This is a genomic window from Staphylococcus felis (assembly GCF_003012915.1).
GTDB lineage: Bacteria > Bacillota > Bacilli > Staphylococcales > Staphylococcaceae > Staphylococcus > Staphylococcus felis.
Map to the genome: position 1 here is coordinate 50,844 of NZ_CP027770.1, position 18,197 is coordinate 69,040.

Annotated in this window: 16 protein-coding genes and 1 riboswitch; of the genes, 5 read left to right on the forward strand and 11 right to left on the reverse strand. The window is 35.7% G+C overall.

Annotation, left to right across the window (positions count from 1 at the left end):
* Positions 1–21 precede the first annotated feature (21 nt).
* Together C7J90_RS00295 and fdaB are read right to left on the reverse strand one after the other, a co-directional pair.
* A complete protein-coding gene (locus C7J90_RS00295; protein ID WP_103207339.1) occupies positions 22–1,287 on the reverse strand; it encodes a UDP-N-acetylglucosamine 1-carboxyvinyltransferase in 1,266 nt (421 codons plus the stop codon).
* A gap of 768 nt (positions 1,288–2,055) precedes the next feature.
* Positions 2,056–2,928 carry a class IIb fructose-bisphosphate aldolase FdaB gene (gene fdaB / locus C7J90_RS00300; RefSeq protein ID WP_103207341.1) on the reverse strand — a complete coding sequence of 291 codons (873 nt, stop codon included), beginning with the start codon at positions 2,926–2,928 and terminating at the stop codon, positions 2,056–2,058.
* Between the two features lie 243 nt (positions 2,929–3,171).
* Here fdaB and C7J90_RS00305 point away from each other — a divergent pair, with 243 nt between their 5' ends.
* The gene (locus C7J90_RS00305; RefSeq protein WP_103207343.1) at positions 3,172–3,693 is read left to right on the forward strand and encodes a DUF2529 family protein; all 522 of its coding nucleotides are present in this window, start codon (positions 3,172–3,174) and stop codon (positions 3,691–3,693) included.
* A gap of 71 nt (positions 3,694–3,764) precedes the next feature.
* Here C7J90_RS00305 and C7J90_RS00310 read toward each other — a convergent pair whose 3' ends face one another.
* The 3 genes from C7J90_RS00310 to C7J90_RS00320 all read right to left on the reverse strand — a co-directional run bounded on the left by C7J90_RS00310 (position 3,765) and on the right by C7J90_RS00320 (position 7,462).
* Complete coding sequence (locus tag C7J90_RS00310; protein WP_103207345.1) at positions 3,765–5,372, reverse strand: CTP synthase; 1,608 nt, start codon at positions 5,370–5,372, stop codon at positions 3,765–3,767.
* 321 nt (positions 5,373–5,693) lie between these two features.
* Entirely contained in the window at positions 5,694–6,254 is a 561-nt protein-coding gene (gene rpoE / locus C7J90_RS00315; protein WP_103207346.1) for a DNA-directed RNA polymerase subunit delta, read from the reverse strand.
* Between the two features lie 347 nt (positions 6,255–6,601).
* A complete protein-coding gene (locus tag C7J90_RS00320; RefSeq protein ID WP_103207383.1) occupies positions 6,602–7,462 on the reverse strand; it encodes a GNAT family N-acetyltransferase in 861 nt (286 codons plus the stop codon).
* Between the two features lie 160 nt (positions 7,463–7,622).
* On the opposite strand from C7J90_RS00320, the gene C7J90_RS00325 reads away from it, so the two are divergent.
* Both C7J90_RS00325 and coaW read left to right on the forward strand, forming a co-directional pair.
* Positions 7,623–9,215: a BCCT family transporter gene (locus tag C7J90_RS00325; RefSeq protein ID WP_103207348.1), complete on the forward strand. Its 1,593-nt coding sequence runs from the start codon at positions 7,623–7,625 to the stop codon at positions 9,213–9,215.
* Positions 9,216–9,452: 237 nt separating this feature from the next.
* Complete coding sequence (gene coaW / locus C7J90_RS00330; protein WP_103207350.1) at positions 9,453–10,250, forward strand: type II pantothenate kinase; 798 nt, start codon at positions 9,453–9,455, stop codon at positions 10,248–10,250.
* Between the two features lie 520 nt (positions 10,251–10,770).
* Here coaW and C7J90_RS00335 read toward each other — a convergent pair.
* The 3 genes from C7J90_RS00335 to C7J90_RS00345 all read right to left on the reverse strand — a co-directional run bounded on the left by C7J90_RS00335 (position 10,771) and on the right by C7J90_RS00345 (position 13,914).
* On the reverse strand, positions 10,771–11,442 hold the full coding sequence (locus tag C7J90_RS00335) for a DUF2750 domain-containing protein (protein WP_103207351.1): 672 nt from the start codon (positions 11,440–11,442) through the stop codon (positions 10,771–10,773).
* Positions 11,443–11,541: 99 nt separating this feature from the next.
* The gene (gene ldmS / locus C7J90_RS00340; RefSeq protein ID WP_103207353.1) at positions 11,542–12,729 is read right to left on the reverse strand and encodes an L-aspartate--L-methionine ligase LdmS; all 1,188 of its coding nucleotides are present in this window, start codon (positions 12,727–12,729) and stop codon (positions 11,542–11,544) included.
* Entirely contained in the window at positions 12,730–13,914 is a 1,185-nt protein-coding gene (locus C7J90_RS00345; RefSeq protein WP_103207354.1) for a M20 family metallopeptidase, read from the reverse strand.
* A 103-nt stretch (positions 13,915–14,017) separates the two neighbouring features.
* A riboswitch (SAM riboswitch) is annotated at positions 14,018–14,123 on the reverse strand.
* A gap of 171 nt (positions 14,124–14,294) precedes the next feature.
* On the opposite strand from C7J90_RS00345, the gene C7J90_RS00350 reads away from it, so the two are divergent.
* On the forward strand, positions 14,295–14,768 hold the full coding sequence (locus tag C7J90_RS00350; protein ID WP_103207356.1) for an S-ribosylhomocysteine lyase: 474 nt from the start codon (positions 14,295–14,297) through the stop codon (positions 14,766–14,768).
* Positions 14,769–14,824: 56 nt separating this feature from the next.
* Here the strand turns inward: C7J90_RS00350 and C7J90_RS00355 are convergent, their stop codons facing one another.
* The gene (locus C7J90_RS00355) at positions 14,825–15,178 is read right to left on the reverse strand and encodes a DoxX family protein (RefSeq protein WP_103207357.1); all 354 of its coding nucleotides are present in this window, start codon (positions 15,176–15,178) and stop codon (positions 14,825–14,827) included.
* A gap of 18 nt (positions 15,179–15,196) precedes the next feature.
* The gene (locus C7J90_RS00360) at positions 15,197–16,498 is read right to left on the reverse strand and encodes a pyrimidine-nucleoside phosphorylase (RefSeq protein ID WP_103207359.1); all 1,302 of its coding nucleotides are present in this window, start codon (positions 16,496–16,498) and stop codon (positions 15,197–15,199) included.
* A 229-nt stretch (positions 16,499–16,727) separates the two neighbouring features.
* On the opposite strand from C7J90_RS00360, the gene deoD reads away from it, so the two are divergent.
* A complete protein-coding gene (deoD, locus tag C7J90_RS00365) occupies positions 16,728–17,438 on the forward strand; it encodes a purine-nucleoside phosphorylase (RefSeq protein WP_103207361.1) in 711 nt (236 codons plus the stop codon).
* A gap of 299 nt (positions 17,439–17,737) precedes the next feature.
* Here deoD and C7J90_RS00370 read toward each other — a convergent pair whose 3' ends face one another.
* Entirely contained in the window at positions 17,738–18,136 is a 399-nt protein-coding gene (locus C7J90_RS00370) for a thiol-disulfide oxidoreductase DCC family protein (RefSeq protein WP_103207362.1), read from the reverse strand.
* Between the last annotated feature and the right edge of the window lie 61 nt (positions 18,137–18,197).

Here is an 18,197-nt window from a genome sequence, read left to right on the forward strand (position 1 = left end):
ATGTGATAACAAAATTCATGACTAGGCATTCATTGTTTCAGTCCATATCTCTGCGCCTAATTGCTTTAATGTCTGTACAATATCTGTATATCCTCTGTAAATGTGCCTTACATTAAAAATTGTCGTCACACCATCCGCAATTAATCCAGCTACAATTAAACATGCGCCTGCTCTCAAGTCACTCGCATATACATCCGCACCTTTTAATGTTGACGGTTTAATCGTTGCAGTACCTCTATCTGAGTCGATAGAAGCATTCATATTTTGTAATTCTTTAACGTGCTTGAATCGTTCTGGATAAATCGTATCTGTCACAAAACTTGGCCCATCTGCTAAAAATAATAATGGTGTTATAGGTTGTTGTAGATCTGTTGCAAAACCTGGATACACAAGTGTTTTGATATCTACACTATTATACTGATTACGTGATTTAACAATCATATAATCGTCTCCCACTTCGATACCAACACCGAGTTCTTTTAGTTTTACAGTAAGGGGTTCAACATGTTTTGGAATAATATTATTAATTACTACACACTCACCACTTGCAGCTGCAATACACATATATGTGCCCGCTTCAATTCTATCAGGTATGATTGCATGACGACTTCCATGCAATCGTTCTACTCCAGTAATTTTGATTGAACTTGTCCCTGCACCTGAAACTTTAGCACCCATACTATTTAAAAAATTGGCTACATCAACGACCTCAGGCTCTTTAGCAGCATTTTCAATCATCGTTTGTCCTTCTGCTAAGCTAGCAGCCAACATAATATTGATAGTCGCACCTACACTCACAATGTCAAGGTAGATATTCGCCCCTATCAACTTGTCAGCTTCTAGTTTCATCGTGTGTCCATCTGTTTCATCGACCTTAGCACCAAGCGCTTTGAACCCTTTTAAATGCTGATCTATCGGTCTTGGTCCTAATGGGCATCCCCCAGGCAGTCCAATAACACACTTCTTAAAGCGACCTAACATTGCGCCCATCATATAATAGGATGCACGCAAAGATTCCACTTTATGATTAGGCAACACCATATTTTTAATATCTGTCGGGTCTACAGAAAGCGTCGTCCCATCTAATGAAGTAGTTATATTTAAATCCTCTAATAAACTAACAAGTGTCTCAACGTCTGAAATTTTAGGTAACCCCTCTAAAGTGACTGGCCCTGTAGACATCAGTGAAGCAGGTATAATCGCAACAGAACTATTTTTAGCACCACTGATGTCAACTTTGCCATTTAAAAGTCGCCCACCTTTAATTTTAATTACTTCTTGTGCCATGTTATTGAACTCCTTTTCCCTTGCACGTTTCTCGATAAAATACCACATTAAAAGCATTATAAAGTAAAATTTTAAAAAATGCAAAGTTACCGTTTTTAACTTCTTTATTTTTGACACTTATTATTATAATTATTTTATATATGTCATTTTATAAATTTTTAGAACTAAATAAAAGTAATGAATAATGGAATAAAACTATTATTACGCCGTAAAAACCGGTGAGAAAACATCGACGTGACAAAAGAGTACTATATCACACTATTTTTTGAGGATTTGATAGGTTTATGATATGTGTATGTATTGATTATACATGCTCATTTTACTATTTAAAAGAATCCTAGATATAATTTCTAGCCAAAATAGAGAATAAGTCTGGGCCATAAATATCTCAGTAATCGAAAAACTTCGAGACTTGCGTAAGCATTTACAAAAAATCTCGAAGCTTTTCCTTGACATAAGTTCTTATTTTTTAAAGCATAATCGTGAATGATTACATACATAAGCGAACTATTGATGACGAGACTCCTGAGGAACCAGGACTAGCTAAAGATTACAGACTGAAGCTGCCCTCTCGGAAAGCGAAGTCATATCATACAAAATTTTATCATAAAAAGAAGCGCTAAGACGCATTTGTATTAAAAAGCATCTTAACGCTATTTATTTTGGGATTGATGTCCCACACTCAACATTTCAATCGTTGATAATCTCCTATCATGCTGTTGTCAAATCAAGTTTCACAAGATATGACACTCAATCACATATCTCAACTTAACCTTTAATGTTATCTGCTTTGTTAGAAGTACCAAACTCTTTAATTTTACCAATTACTGTTTCTTTAATCACTTCACGTGCTGGTCCAAGATATTTACGTGGATCATAGACTTCTTTGTCAGCTTCTAATACTTCACGCACACGTTTTGCAGAAGCAATTTGGTTTTCAGTATTCACATTGATTTTAGCTGTACCAAATGAAATGGCTTTTTGAATATCATGTGTTGGAATACCTGTACCACCATGTAACACAAGTGGTAAACCTGTTGATGCACCAATTTCTTCCATTTCTTTAAAGCCTAGGTTAGGTTCGCCTTTGTATGGACCATGTACTGATCCTAATGCTGGCGCAAGTGTATCAATACCTGTTTCTTTTACTAATTGTTGACATTCGATTGGATCAGCATAGATAACGCCATCTGCAACAACATCATCTTCTTGACCACCAACAGTTCCAAGTTCAGCTTCAACAGATACGCCACGTTCGTGAGCGTATTCAACCACTTTAGACGTAATTTTTACATTGTCTTCGAATGATTCGTGTGAAGCATCAATCATAACTGATGTAAATCCAGCATCAATAGCTTCTTTACATTTTTCAAAACTTGAACCATGATCTAAGTGAATTGCTACAGGAACTGTAATTTGATAATCATGTAATAAACCTTCCACCATTTTTACAATAGTATAAAATCCACCCATGTAACGTGCAGCACCTTCTGAAACACCTAAAATAACAGGCGCATTTTCTTCTTGTGAAGCTTGAAGAATCGCTTGTGTGAATTCTAAATTGTTAAGATTGTATTGACCTACTGCATAACCATTTTCTTTTGCGTCGATTAACATTTCTTTCATAGATACTAAAGGCATGAAAGTTCCTCCTATGGTGCATAATGCACAAATATTTATACCTGAATTATACCAAAACCTAATGCATTTTGCATGACTAAATTGCTTCATTTGAAAGAAATTGTGAAAAAAATCGCAATTTTAAATATGAAAGCGGATGCATCTATTGACACTTTGCTGTCGTTGATTATTATTTTTGAATCTAATACAATAAATTGCGAACCTTTCCTATTTCGAGTGAATTAAAATAAAGGAGTTTTGATAATGTCAAAAATGTTAACCACTCAACTGACTGGCGTTTTTCATCGCTTAGAATCACAATCTCTTGATATCCAAATGGCCGCACAAAGCTTAATCCAAGCTATCGGGGGTGAAGGCCATATTTATGTTAAAGGCTATGGCGACTTAAAACACTTTGAAAATTATATAGTTGAGAGTTCTGAACGACTCAAATCTAGTCAGACTTTGGATAGTTTACACTCATTTGATCAACTTGATAGCACAGATCGTATTTTGTTATTTAGCCCTTACTTTGACGAAGCTATTCAGCAAGATTTAACACAACTTTTGAATGATGATCGTGACGTTGTCGTCATAACAAACAAATCTAAAGACACAACATTACCTGATCACCTTGTGCATTTTGTAGATCTTTCAACCCCTCGTCCCATCGTTTATACAGAAGATTTTGACAAAGTGGTCACACCTCACATCATCTCAATGGGGTACATTTATTATGAAATTTATACGCAAATGGTCGAAATGATTACAGACTTAGAATTATAAAAAAAGAAGTGAAGTTACGCCATCTTTAATGGCTCTAAACTTCACTTCTTCCATATTAATCAGCCCATACATTATTGATTTTGGTGTTTGACTGCTGCTTCTATAAATGACTTAAAAATGGGCTGCGGACGATTAGGTCGAGATAAAAATTCAGGATGGAATTGACATGCTATAAAAAATGGATGCTCTTTTATTTCAACCATTTCAACTAATCGACCGTCCGGACTTGTTCCGGAGAAAATCATGCCTGCTTCTTCTAATTTTTCGCGGTAATTGTTATTAAATTCATAACGATGACGATGACGTTCCTCAATTTCAGATTTACCATAAATTTTTTCAGCTAATGTGCCTGCTTGAATTGCACATGGATATAAACCTAAACGTAATGTGCCACCTAAATCTTCAATGTCTTTTTGTTCAGGTAATAAATCAATGACAGGGAATGGTGTATTCGGATCTAACTCAGCTGAGTGTGCATCATGAAGACCAACAACATGACGCGCATATTCAACAGTAGCTAATTGCATGCCTAAACAAATACCGAAAAACGGGATTTGCTGTTCACGTGCATATTTAATTGCAGAAATTTTTCCTTCACTTGCACGGAATCCAAAACCACCTGGCACTAAAATACCGTCTACGTCAATTAAATATTCAGCTGCATTCTCATCCGTCACTTCACTTGAATCAATCCAGCGAATATCAATATCTTTCATAAATTGATAACCCGCATGCTTTAATGACTCAGCAACCGACAAATAAGCATCTTGTAATGACACATATTTACCTACTAAAGCGATTGTCACTTTACCTTCTAAATTATTGACGATATTGAGTAAATGGTTCCATTCATCGAGCTGTGCATCACGTTCAACTTCTAATCCTAAGCGCTCAATGACAATATCATCCATACCTTGACGACTTAATTGTAATGGAATTTCATATAATGATTCCGCATCACGACATTCAATTACACCTTTTTTATCAATATCACAGAACAACGCAATTTTGTCTTTTAAGTCTTGTCCCATTTCATATTCAGTACGAACAACGATTAAATCAGGTTGAATCCCAAGACCTCTCAACTCTTTAACACTATGTTGCGTTGGCTTTGTTTTCATCTCTCCAGCAGCTTTAATATATGGTAACAGTGTACAGTGCACATACATCACATTTTCGCGACCTAAATCGCTGCGAATTTGACGAATCGCTTCGATAAACGGCAATGATTCTATGTCCCCAGTTGTACCACCTATTTCAGTGATAACAACATCAGCATTAGTACTTTCTCCTGCCAAAAGTAAACGCGACTTGATTTCATTTGTAATATGTGGAATAACTTGAACTGTCCCGCCTAAATAGTCACCGCGACGCTCTTTTTGAAGGACATGCGAGTAGACTTTACCTGCTGTTACATTTGAGTACTTGTTGAGATTAATATCAATAAAACGCTCATAATGTCCCAAATCTAAATCTGTTTCTGCACCATCATCTGTCACAAAGACCTCACCATGTTGATACGGACTCATTGTACCTGGGTCAACATTTAAATAAGGGTCAAATTTTTGGATTGTTACTTTTAAACCTCGATCTTTTAATAAACGTCCGAGCGAAGCGGCTGTAATTCCTTTTCCTAGGGATGATACAACGCCACCTGTTACAAAAATAAATTTAGTCATTTAAAATAATGCCTCCTCAACTCAATAATAAAAACTGTAGTTCAATTTATGTAGGGGTAATTGACAAGTTCATAAGGAAATGAATTACACTATAAAATAAAAAATGTTCCCTCTCACAATGTTTATATTGTAAGGGGAACGTTAACGTCAAACTGATTTATCAGCTTATTTATTTTCACTTAAGACATATATTTTGCCTTAGACGTACGCTTTCATTTATTCGTCCTTATTTATAAGGAGCCCGAATAAAATTCTATCACGTTGACATAAAAAGTCAATAAACTTTAGAACGATTTGTAAAAATTGTAGTTTAGTCCTACTTTAGAACGCTTCTTCCTCAGTTTCTTCTTCGTCTTCTATTTCGTCGTCTTCATCATACTCACCTTCGTAAGTCTCATCAATTTCTTCTTCATCATCTTCAACAACTAAGTCAGATTCTTCAATTTCATCTTCAACGCGCTCATCTTCTGGATCTTCTAAGCTTTCTTGATCATCAGTACGATTAGGAATATTATCGTCGCCTTCCATATCGTCTTCACCTAATAATGTTAGGTTTTTGTCTTCTTCATCGTCTTCATCCAAAATGTCGAATTTTTGGATAGTCGGTGCTATTTTTTCTTCTATATCATCGACTGAATACCAATCGCGAAGGCCCCAGACATTATCCCCTACACTTAAAAAGCGACCATCAGTATTAAGGTCTGTGTAGAATTGAACGATACGGTTTTCAATCTCGTCATTTTCATACTGACCTAAACGTTTGAATTCATCAATAATGTCATAGAGGTTCATCGTTTTATTTTCTTCTTTTAATAGCGTGTAGGCCATATTAATAAATGATTTTTCATCTACCATTTCTTTTGTGTAATCTTGTAATTTCATCAGCACATCTTCCTTTCAAGATTGACTTATAGTTTATATTCGGTTCATTTAGTAAGAGGATTAATAAAGTATAACAAAAATAGATTATATATGACTGTTTCATATTTCGCAATGAAAGTTTATGAATTAACATGTTGCTATATTAACATCTTAATCATATCCAATAAGATAATCCTATCACTTATATATACGAAACGCTATGACTATATATTTAATAGTAATGATGATGTTAAAATCAAGTATTTAATTAACCGAACCATACTTATAAACCATAAAAGCCCTTGAAACGTTTCACTACAGTTATTTAAGACTTCTAACTTATGAACTGCACCTTCAATACCATTTGCTTAGTAGTTAATATACTTTTCAAATGAAACAAAGTCGTCATTACTGAGGGTCTCAACAAAGTTACTTTTTTCAAACAATGGTTTTAATCGATGTCTAGGACCAAATAAAGTAACTTCGATAACTTTAATGCCATCAAGACTTTTACGCACATAAGTCGCCAATTGTCTTAGTGCATTTTGTGCAATACCTGTATCTCGATATTGATCATATACGTACAACGCTCGTATAATCAGTCGTTCATTAAACGCTTCAATAGCAATAAATCCAACCTTTTCACCATCTAAAGATAAATTGACGATATCAATTGAACTCCCATCAGAATGTGCACTATATTCCAATTTTAAGGATGAAACGTATTTTGAGTCCAAGTCTAAATAATATAAGCGCTCTTTCCCGAGTGGCCCTTCTTCTTTAGTTGCCGTATGCATAAACCCAGCCCGTTCGTATACATTCCATGCCGCTTCATTTTCAGCATCGACTACTAAAAATAAATGATTAAAGTCTGGGAAAATCGTTTGAACATAAGCAGGTAAATTCATCATAATTTTTGTACCATATCCATTACCTTGATAAGCTTCATTAATCGATAATGAGCGTACATAGACGACCTCTTTAGGTGTATCGTAACCTTCATGTTGATAATGTTTATGCAATACAAAAAAACCAACTACCTCATCTTTGTCGTTAATGACAACATTTGCAACTCTATCACTATCGTCGAGTGCATCATCTAATACATCTTTGGGTAAAGAGGAATAAATCATCTGACGTTCACTTAATTTAAATTGATTTAAGGCATCGCGGTATTGCTCTTCGAATAATTGTATAGTAATATCATCAAAGCGTTCACTTTTTTTCATTGTAGTGTTAGCCATTCCTTTGCTTAATTATTTCTTTTTAATTTTTACACCCTTTGACGTTTTTTAAACACTATTTGATGAATTATATTGTAATAATTAGAATAAATGATGAAGCATTGAAAGTTGACATGATATTAAAATAAATAAAGAAGGGGACTATATGAAAAAAGAAACAAAGCAAAAAAAGAAAAATCGGAATATTGTTTACACTGTATCATTTGCAATTATTTTAATTTTAACGTTATTAGCTGCAGCATTTCCAAAACGCTTCGGCGCATACGCACAATCAATATATGACCTTATTGCTTTAAATTTTGGATGGCTTTTCCTAATGATTGTCTTTGTACTTGATGTGTTTTTAATATTGTTAGCAGCCTCACGCTACGGTCGATTCAAACTAGGCCGTGACCATGAAGAGCCGGAATTTTCATTTATTTCTTGGGTAGGTATGTTGTTTTCGGCCGGATTAGGTGTCGGAATTGTATTTTGGGGTGTTGCAGAGCCACTTACACACTACTTGCACTCGCCATTCCCAAATTCAATAGAAGGACAAACACCTGAAGCCGCTCGCTTAGCAATGGGGTACACTTTCTTCCATTGGGGCATTTCACAATGGTCCATTTTTGCTATGAGTGGTTTAATCGTTGCATATTTCCAATTTAGAAAAGATCGTGACGGTTTAATTTCCACCGCTATGGAACCTGTTTTTGGAGAAACTTATCGTCGTCCATTTCGAAATATTATTGATATTTTAGCTATTATCGCAACAGTGATGGGGATTGCGACTTCAATTGGACTAGGGATTTTACAAATCGCTGGTGGATTAAATCATGTTTTTAAAGTACCTAACAATGCATGGACATTAATCATTATCACTTTACTGATGACATTTATCTTTTTAGGATCCGCTTTGACAGGCATTAATCGTGGAGTCAAATGGTTAAGTAACTTAAATATTTTGATTGGTTCATTGCTTTTAATCTTTATCTTTATATTTGGTGATCTACGCTTTATTGTTGAAACCTTTACAGTTTCAATTAGTGAGTACTTATCTCATTTTATCCAGTATAGTTTGCGGGTTGATCCTTATACAGGTAATAATGCATGGATTCAGCAATGGACTGTATTCTATTGGGCTTGGGTGATTTCATGGTCTCCATTTATAGGTGGCTTTGTTGCCAGAGTTTCAAGAGGACGTACGATTCGCGAATTTGTAATTGGTGTACTTATCATTCCACCCTGTATCTCGTTTGCATGGATTGCTGGATTTGGTGGCACTGCCATCAATTGGGCTCTCAACCATAACGATGGTATTGAAAAAATCGTCGACAAAGATTATACGGTGGCTCTATTCGAACTTTTAAGTAAGTTTCCGTTACATGAAGTGACTAGCGCTTTAGCCATTATTTTAATCTTTACTTTTATTATCACGAGTGCAGATTCTACAACCCACATTGTTTCAGGTATGGCGACAGGTGGCGTTGAAAATCCTAAGCGTAAACACAAAATGGTATGGGGGATATTAATTGGTGCTATTTCTGTATCTTTAACAGTAGCAGGCGGGCTTACAAGTTTACAAACTGCTTCGGTTGTAACGGGATTACCTTTTTCGATTATCCTATTACTGATGGTCTTTTCACTGATGAACGCTTTACGACGTGAACATATCAAACATTTTAAAATGACACACATTGATGATGAAAAAGATTTCTCAAAAACGATTGAAGAACGAGAAAGTGACAACGAAATGTAACACAGTTCACTAAGGTGTCGGGACAAAAACGATTAGAATTTGAGGAGAATCGAGTTTATCGCTTGTTCAGACTAAACATTGTCATACCCTAGTCCCCTCACTGTTTACAATCTTATCTCATTTTTATATTTAACTGATATGCTGTATCCATCTATCTATCACGGTAAATTTTATCTTGTAATTTAATATGTAATCGATATACTAAGGTTGGCAAATTATTTTTTGAGGTGACAAGTCATGCGAATTGGAATCGATGCTGGAGGAACACTTATTAAAGTCGCAATAGAAGATCAAGGCAAACGTCAGTATCACACATATCTTACTACTGAAATTGAACAAGTGGCATCTTGGCTAAATGCGCAACCGTGCCAAGACATTCATATTACTGGAGGAAATGCAAAAGTACTCTCAGATCACCTAAATTGCACGCCTTATTTATACATTGAATTTGATGCAGCAGATAAAGGTATCAACGTATTATTAAAAGAGCAAGGCATTCACATTTCACGTTATATCTTTACGAATGTAGGAACTGGAACGTCGCTTCATTTATCCGATAAAGATGGACAACGTCGCGTTGGTGGTATTGGTACTGGTGGTGGCATGATCCGTGGTCTTGGCTATTTATTAACTGGAATTACAGATTACCAAACTTTAACTCAATTAGCATTAGACGGAAACCGAGACATCATTGACTTAAAAGTAAAGCATATATATAAAAATGATACACCTCCCATCTCTGGAGAATTAACAGCTGCCAACTTTGGCCATGTCCTTCTCAACTTAGACCAAACATTTACAGATGCAGATAAACTGGCCTCTTTAATGGGCGTTGTTGGCGAAAGTTTAACAACCGTTTCTATTCATGTTGCACGTGAACATCAGGTTGAGGATGTTGTATATATTGGTTCATCATTTAATCACAATCCCCTTTTACAAGAGATTGTTACAAACTATACGATTTTAAGAGGATTTAAACCGCACTACCTACAAAATGGTGCTTTTGCTGGTGCGTTAGGAACGCTTTATTTATAATCCATTCTATTTTATAACCTATAGATCACATAAAAGCGAGGAAGCTGGGACATCAATCCCAAAATAATAGCGTAGAGATGGTTCATGATTGAATCACCTCTATGCTATTCTTTTATCAATCATTCGTATTGTTTGGCTCACATTTCCTAGGGGAGATGGGGCGAGCCCCGGTCTCGACGCTCATCCTATTCCCTCAGGCGTCTCGCCAACAATACGACGTGATATACATGTAATTTACACTAAAATACTTTAAAAAAATAAGACACTTTCGTATCATTCAAAAATAAATAAAAAATCAGTAGAACCATTTGGGGATTCAATCGCATATCGGTGCGAGGATTAAGCAAAGTAAAATGAGAACTCGTCTTTGCACTTATGACATTAAATATAAAGAAATGAGTTGTATGTCGCGCGACTAAACATATCATTAAAAGAAAAACTTCGAGATTTTTCGTAATTTCTTACGAAACCCTCGAAGTTTTTCGATTACTGAGGTATTTATGTCACAACCCCACTTATGTTAAATCGTTAATTCATTTGCTAGTTTTTGTGCAGATACAATGGTGCCAATAACACCAGGCTTAACATCAATTGCAACATAGCGGTTGTCGTCTCGTAATTCATCTAACCACTCTGAAAAAACTTCTCCTTCGACATCAATCAGTTCAAATGTTTCAAAATCTTCTTTTGCCACTTTATCCGCACGTTGGCTCAAGCTCCATACAGGTACAAAATGAGATTGCTCAAAATTATCATTCTCATCATATACAACCATAAACTGCTTGTAACCCTTTTTTGTCAGACCATACACTGTATCTGTCTTTGCAATATCTTGAACAAATTCACGAATTCGAATACGATCGAGATCAGACATTAGCTCATTAATAGCGTCAACAATTCTAATTTCGTGACCCTCGATATCTTTCGTTACATTGACTAGTGCTTCATCTTCATCATCAAACATATCATCTAATTCATAAGTCGCGAAACGGTCGATATCCATCGTCTTAATCTTATCATAATCAACATTTAAGTTTTCTAAATACTCTTTTGCTAATGATTCTCTCGTCCAAAAACAAAATAAGTCTTTACCATTATGGCTATGCTTGATAATCTTTTTATCTTTAACAGCCAAAAAGAATTGTTCATTTGTCAAAATGTCTTTGTAAAAGCGTTCATTTTTGTATGACATGGCTAAACTCCTTTTCATTATCAACCTATCTGTGAATATAAACTAGATTGAGTCATTCGTCAATCTCATCACTATTTACAGCTATTCACTTTGCCTAATTTAGTCCTTCAACAAACCTGCTTTCACTTCAAATTCGTGCTCAAGTAATGCAATGTCCTCTTCGTGATCAGCATGCCAAATACCAGCAAATCTTGAATTAACCTGCTCATCTTGGTACCAATCACCATCATAATAAGATAATGGATATAAGACCCCTTTCTCGACATACTCAACGATTGTTTTGAAAAAGCGTTCATTATCTCCGTCAGCGAAATAGCTATAAAACTTGTGATATTTTCCTTTCAATAAAGGGGCTAATAACAACATACTTGTAGAGCCATTTTGTCTGTAATTAAGATCAATTGCATACACATCCCCTTTTGCATCCACTAACAAATCAAAACCAGCAATACCAATAAAACCATGGTCAACACCTATTTGCATAAGTTCTCGACCTGCTTCAATGACTTTGTCGGGTACATCAATAGCATTGATATTTCCATTATAAAACCCGTATGCATTCGTCAATTGTTTTGCTGACCCTATATATACAATACCATGATCAGGATGTAGCGCGTACTGCACGCAATAATTTTCAACTGCATCAATACACTCCTCTATAATCAGTGTGTCTGTTTGATGTTTTGCACGTGCAATTCGTTTCTTAGCTGCTTCTAAGTCTTCACTTGTATAACAAATCATCACACCATATCCGCCTGCAGTCGGTAGTTCATCTCCTGGTTTAATCACAACCGGTAAATCCCATTCTTCAATAACCTCATTGAATGCTTCAATAGGTACGACTTGACGCCTCGGTAAGTATTTACCATTTGTCCATTCAGGAATTTTAGATTTATTATTTAATTTTGTAAAGATATCTTTGTCCATCGCATATTTATCACCTGTAACAATGTCTTCACCGTGTACATATTGAAAGTAAATGTGACGATTTTCCTCGTATGCCAGCTTTTTCAGCAAATTCTCATACGTTTCTTGATTTTTAAATGTATATACATTTTTAGGGATGGTACGCCCAATTAATTGAAATAACGTTTCAAGACGATGCGTCACACTCGCTTCATGTACAATGACTGGAAGATTTGAAATGAGTAGTTCTCTACCAGTTAAAAAGTTTGATTGGTGTTCATTAGTTTCTAGCCATGGATTTGAGACATATGATGGTCTTGAAGTGTAGACTACATTTGTATCGTAAAGATCCCCCATTGTCATTTTCAGATACTTCGTCATTTATAATTTCTCCCTTAATATTTGATGGTGTGATTGAATTGATTTTAATAAATTTTCATCTTGAATCAATGTTGCGCCCATCAATGCAATAATTTTAGCGCCTTTAACAAGTGCTTTATCCCCCATAGGACTTACAGCTGCTTCACGAAAGCGATGTGTATGTCCGACTAAACTTCGTGGTCCTATTTTAATATGTGGATGTATCGTGGGTACGACGTGACTTACATTCCCCGTATCTGTAGATCCAAAACCAAAGTCATCATGGCTGACTTCTTCTCCTAATTCAACGGCATGACGTTCGAATAATGCATCCAGCTCCGGCGTACGTAAAAACTCATTGACACCGTTTTGGATAGGACCAAATTCATAATTACAGCCCGTTTGGATTGCCGCACCTTTTGCAATTTGATGGACACGTTCAGTTAATATATCAAGCTCTTTACGTGTAGACGCTCTAGTATAAAAACGCGCATGGGTAAAGTCAGGAATAATATTAGCTGCGCGACCACCGTCTAAGATCACACCATGCACACGTTCAGATTTTCGGATATGCTGACGTATTTGCGCAACGCCATTGAAGAAACTTAACATAGCATCAAGGGCGTTACGGGCTTCATCCGCATTTTCAGAAGCATGTGCACTTTTGCCAAAAAATTTAATATCGAGTACATCAACAGCTAAAGTCGGAATTGTTGGATAGGTTTCATTCCCCGGATGAATCATGAGTGCTACATCCACATCATCAATAATGCCTTCTTTGACATAAGATGCCTTGGCACTGCCGTTTTCACCACCTTCTTCAGCTGGACATCCAAATACAACCACACTCCCACCAATGTCATCAACGACTTGCTTTAAAGCTATACCTGCTAAAACACTTGCTGTTCCAATAATATTATGACCACACGCATGTCCTAACCCTGGAAGCGCATCATATTCAGCTAAGTAACTGATAGTTGCGCCATCTTTTTCAGATTGATACTCAGCGATAAACCCCGTTGAATGACCTGCAATATCCTTTTTTACTTTGAATCCATTCTCCTTCAAATGATCTATTAATAAGCGTGATGCAAATATTTCTTCATTGCCAATTTCTGGCCGTTCATGTATTTGATGACTCATATCTAAATAAGAAAGCCGATGATTATCGATATAGTCTAAAATTTGTTGTCTCACTGAAACCATGTTTAATATCCCTCCAAAAAGAAAAAAGTTATCCCTCAATGCACCTATGCGCTGAATCAATCAAGCGTGATGATGATGCAAAGTTGATAACCTTAGTTCATGTCATTTATCTTTCAGCATACGTACTGTTGGAATTAGCACCTTTATCGTATCACGATGAGGTTGCAGGGTTTCATAGGGCCAAGTCCCTCCACCACTCTTGATAAATTATATATTAAGTTAGTAATCATTTTAGCTTATTTTAAGCTATTTGTCATTTTAATTTCTAAATTTTCTTAAATTTACTTTTAAACCTTAGTTTTTAACTCATATATCATTCATTTCATCCCTCTTAAAATGTGTTAAAATATAAATAAACATGTGAAGGAGGACTATGATAAATGCCTAAAATGAACGTCGAAAGTTTTAATTTAGATCATACTAAGGTCGTTGCACCTTATATCCGCTTAGCTGGAAAAATGAAAGGGCTAAATGGAGATGAAATATATAAATATGATATTCGTTTCAAACAGCCGAACCAAGAGCATATGGAGATGCCTGGATTACATTCATTAGAACATCTTATGGCTGAAAATATTCGTAACCATTCTGACAAAGTCGTCGATTTAAGTCCTATGGGATGCCAAACTGGTTTTTATGTTTCTTTCATAAATCATGATCATTATGAAGATGTTCTAAATATTGTTGAGAAGACAATCCACGATGTTCTGGCTGCAAAAGAAGTGCCCGCGTGTAATGAAGTTCAATGCGGATGGGCTGCTTCTCACTCATTAGAAGATGCTAAACAAATTGCACAAACCTTTTTAGATAAACGTAGTGAATGGCATGATGTTTTTGGTCATGGCAAAGCATAAATAGACATCAAAAAACGGTTGAAATCCTTATTATGGTTCAACCGTTTTTTAATATATTATAGTTTGCGTATTACATACATCAATACGAATTGCATCGGTAATCTCGCATATAGAACAGGTTTGGATAATTGTTTATCTCCTAATGGAAGCCCTTTTCGAGCCATATATATATTAGCCGGTAAAACAGACCACAAAAAGGCAATAATCCAATGCTTAAGTTGATAAGAAGGTCGCTTTATAAACAGGTTTATTCCAATTACCATTTCACAAATACCAGTCACTAATACCGCTGTTTTACGAAGCGGTAAGTAATGCGGGACGATATTTCGAAATTGACGCTCCTTAATGAAGTGTAAAACACCAATCATCAAAAAGGCAATGCCTAAAACTCGTCTTAATCGCAATTTCATCTTCTCACCCTTTTCGCTTTATTTCGTAATAACTTTATAAATCAATTGTGGTGAATCGGCAGTTTCTGAAATCGTAATGTTTTCATATAATTTTTGTTTGACTTGTTCAACGTCATTTTGGTTGGCATATATCGTTAATAACGATTCACCCGCTTCAACAGCATCGCCTACTTTTTTATGCAATACAAGTCCAACAGCTAAATCAATTTCATCCTCTTTTGTTTGACGTCCTGCGCCTAACATCATAGACGCAATACCTATTTCATTCGCAACCATATCTGAAACTACGCCTGATTTTTTAGCCGGCAATTCATACTGATATTCAGCAGATGGCAATTTCGATGGCTCATCAACAATCGAAGCATCCCCACCTTGATTAGCTAAAAATGTTTTAAATTTCTCAAGAGCTTGACCATTATCGATAACACTTTGTAACATTGCACGAGCGTCTTCTAATGTGTCTGCTTTTTGGGCTAATACAACCATTTGTGCACCTAATGACAGTACTAATTCTGTTAAATCTTCAGGCCCTTCTCCTTTTAAGGTGTCAATAGCTTCTCTCAGTTCGAGTGCATTACCGATTGCATTGCCTAGTGGCTGACTCATATCTGAAATAATCGCCATCGTTTTACGGCCAACTTGATTTCCAATTTTTACCATTGCTTCTGCCAAAGCTTCTGCTTCTTCAACTGTTTTCATAAATGCACCATTTCCTGTTTTAACGTCGAGCACGATAGCATCTGCACCTGCTGCAATTTTTTTACTCATAATTGAAGATGCAATCAGAGGAATAGAATTAACTGTACCTGTCACATCACGTAACGCATAGATTTTCTTGTCAGCTGGAGTTAAGTTACCCGTTTGACCAATTACTGCAATATGGTTTTCATTGACTAGCCGAACGAATTCCTCTTCAGAAATCTCTACATGAAAACCATCAACTGCCTCAAGCTTATCAATTGTTCCACCAGTATGGCCTAACCCTCGACCACTCATCTTAGCTACCGGAATATCAAGTGCCGCTACTAAAGGTGCTAAAACAAGTGTTGTCGTATCACCCACGCCACCTGTAGAATGCTTATCGACTTTGATACCATTAATGTTAGACAAATCAATCTGATCACCAGACTCAACCATAGCCATTGTTAAAGCCGCACGCTCTTCATCTGACATATCTTGGAAAAATATCGCCATCGCTAAACTAGACATTTGATAATCTGGAATATCTCCTTTAGTATATCCGTCAACTACAAATTTAATTTCTTCTTGCGATAGTTCGCCACCATCACGTTTTTTTGATATGATATCTACCATTCTCATAGTTGTCCCTCTTCTCTCATTTTTAATTTTTTGATATTGTTTTCAATTCTATTATAACGATTTATAAAATAGTGGTAAATCAAAACCAATCCGATACACTGTTACAATTAGATGTATCTCTTTAAATATTCCCTAATACACTTTGGCATATCCTATTCGTCGACAATTATACTGTCTTCTGTTATCTTTAGAATGGTTAAATAAATGTAAATATAAAGGAGATGTTATGATGACTCAAGGTACACCACATATCCAACCTAATGGAACAAAAATTGCAAAAACAGTATTGATGCCTGGAGATCCGCTTCGTGCTAAATTTATTGCAGATAACTTTTTAGAAAATGTTGAACAATTTAACGAAGTCCGTAATATGTTTGGCTATACTGGTACATATAAAGGCAAAGAAGTATCTGTTATGGGTTCAGGTATGGGAATTCCGAGTATCGGTATTTACTCATATGAACTTTATAACTTCTTTGATGTTGATACCATTATTCGTATCGGTTCATGTGGGGCAATGCAAGAAGATGTTAACTTGTACGACATTATTATTGCTCAAGGTGCCTCAACAAACTCAAATTATGTGGATCAATTCCAAATTCCAGGACATTTTGCACCATTAGCTGACTTCGATTTAGTCGTTAAAGCTAAAGCAAAATCTGACGAAATTGGCGCACGTACACATGTCGGTAATATCCTATCGTCAGATACGTTTTATAATGCAAATCCTGACTTTAATCAAAAATGGATTGATATGGGCATATTAGGTGTTGAGATGGAGTCAGCAGGTTTATACTTAAATGCAACAAAAGCTGGTAAAAAAGCGCTCGGTATTTTTACTGTCAGCGATCATTTACTACGTGATGAAGCCACAACTGCTGAAGAAAGACAAAATTCGTTTACACAAATGATGGAAGTGGCATTAGAAATCGCTGAATAAAACTATTAAAAATAGTCATGCTATCAACATCATTCAAAATGATTATTTAAAACATATCCAAACATAAAACTGACTAGATTGAAAATGAGCTAGGGGCAAAAGCACTTTGACTTCAAGTAGACTCAAACAGCGCGCAATTCAACAAATAGTTTTTTACATTTTGAAGAATTGTGGCGTTATAGTGAAATGCTACAATTGCAAAGCCACTGTATTTGTCCAGATGAAAAAGTTGCCATGTCCTTGTCACGTTATTCAATCTAGTCAATTTTTTTTATTTTTTAACATATCTGTTTAAAGTACTAAGACTCCTCGTTTGAGTCAATAAAAAATGTTTTTTCATATGCTGTCGGTTTTGCCCATGTCGCATGCCACATTTTATCACGATTGTTAGCAAACAGCCGGTAACCTGTATTACGAATAGGCTTTGGTACTAGCCAAACTAATCCTGCTAGCCATCTATAACCATTCAACGTACTTATTAATTTAATAATTGCTGTAGATTCAAAGGATAAATGTTCACCCTCTTGCAGTACCACACTATTATAGGATTGAACTTCTGGATAATGTTGCTTTAAGTACGTACCAGGTTTACTCTTAAGTGGTACAAATTCATAATTTCTCGGTAATCCATTGCGAATGAGCCAAATCGCATAATTATAGCAATATACACATCGATCATCATAATATATAATTGGCATCTTTTTTCACCTCACATTCATTATACCCACCTATCTTACTTTCTAAATCAAATAAGAGATA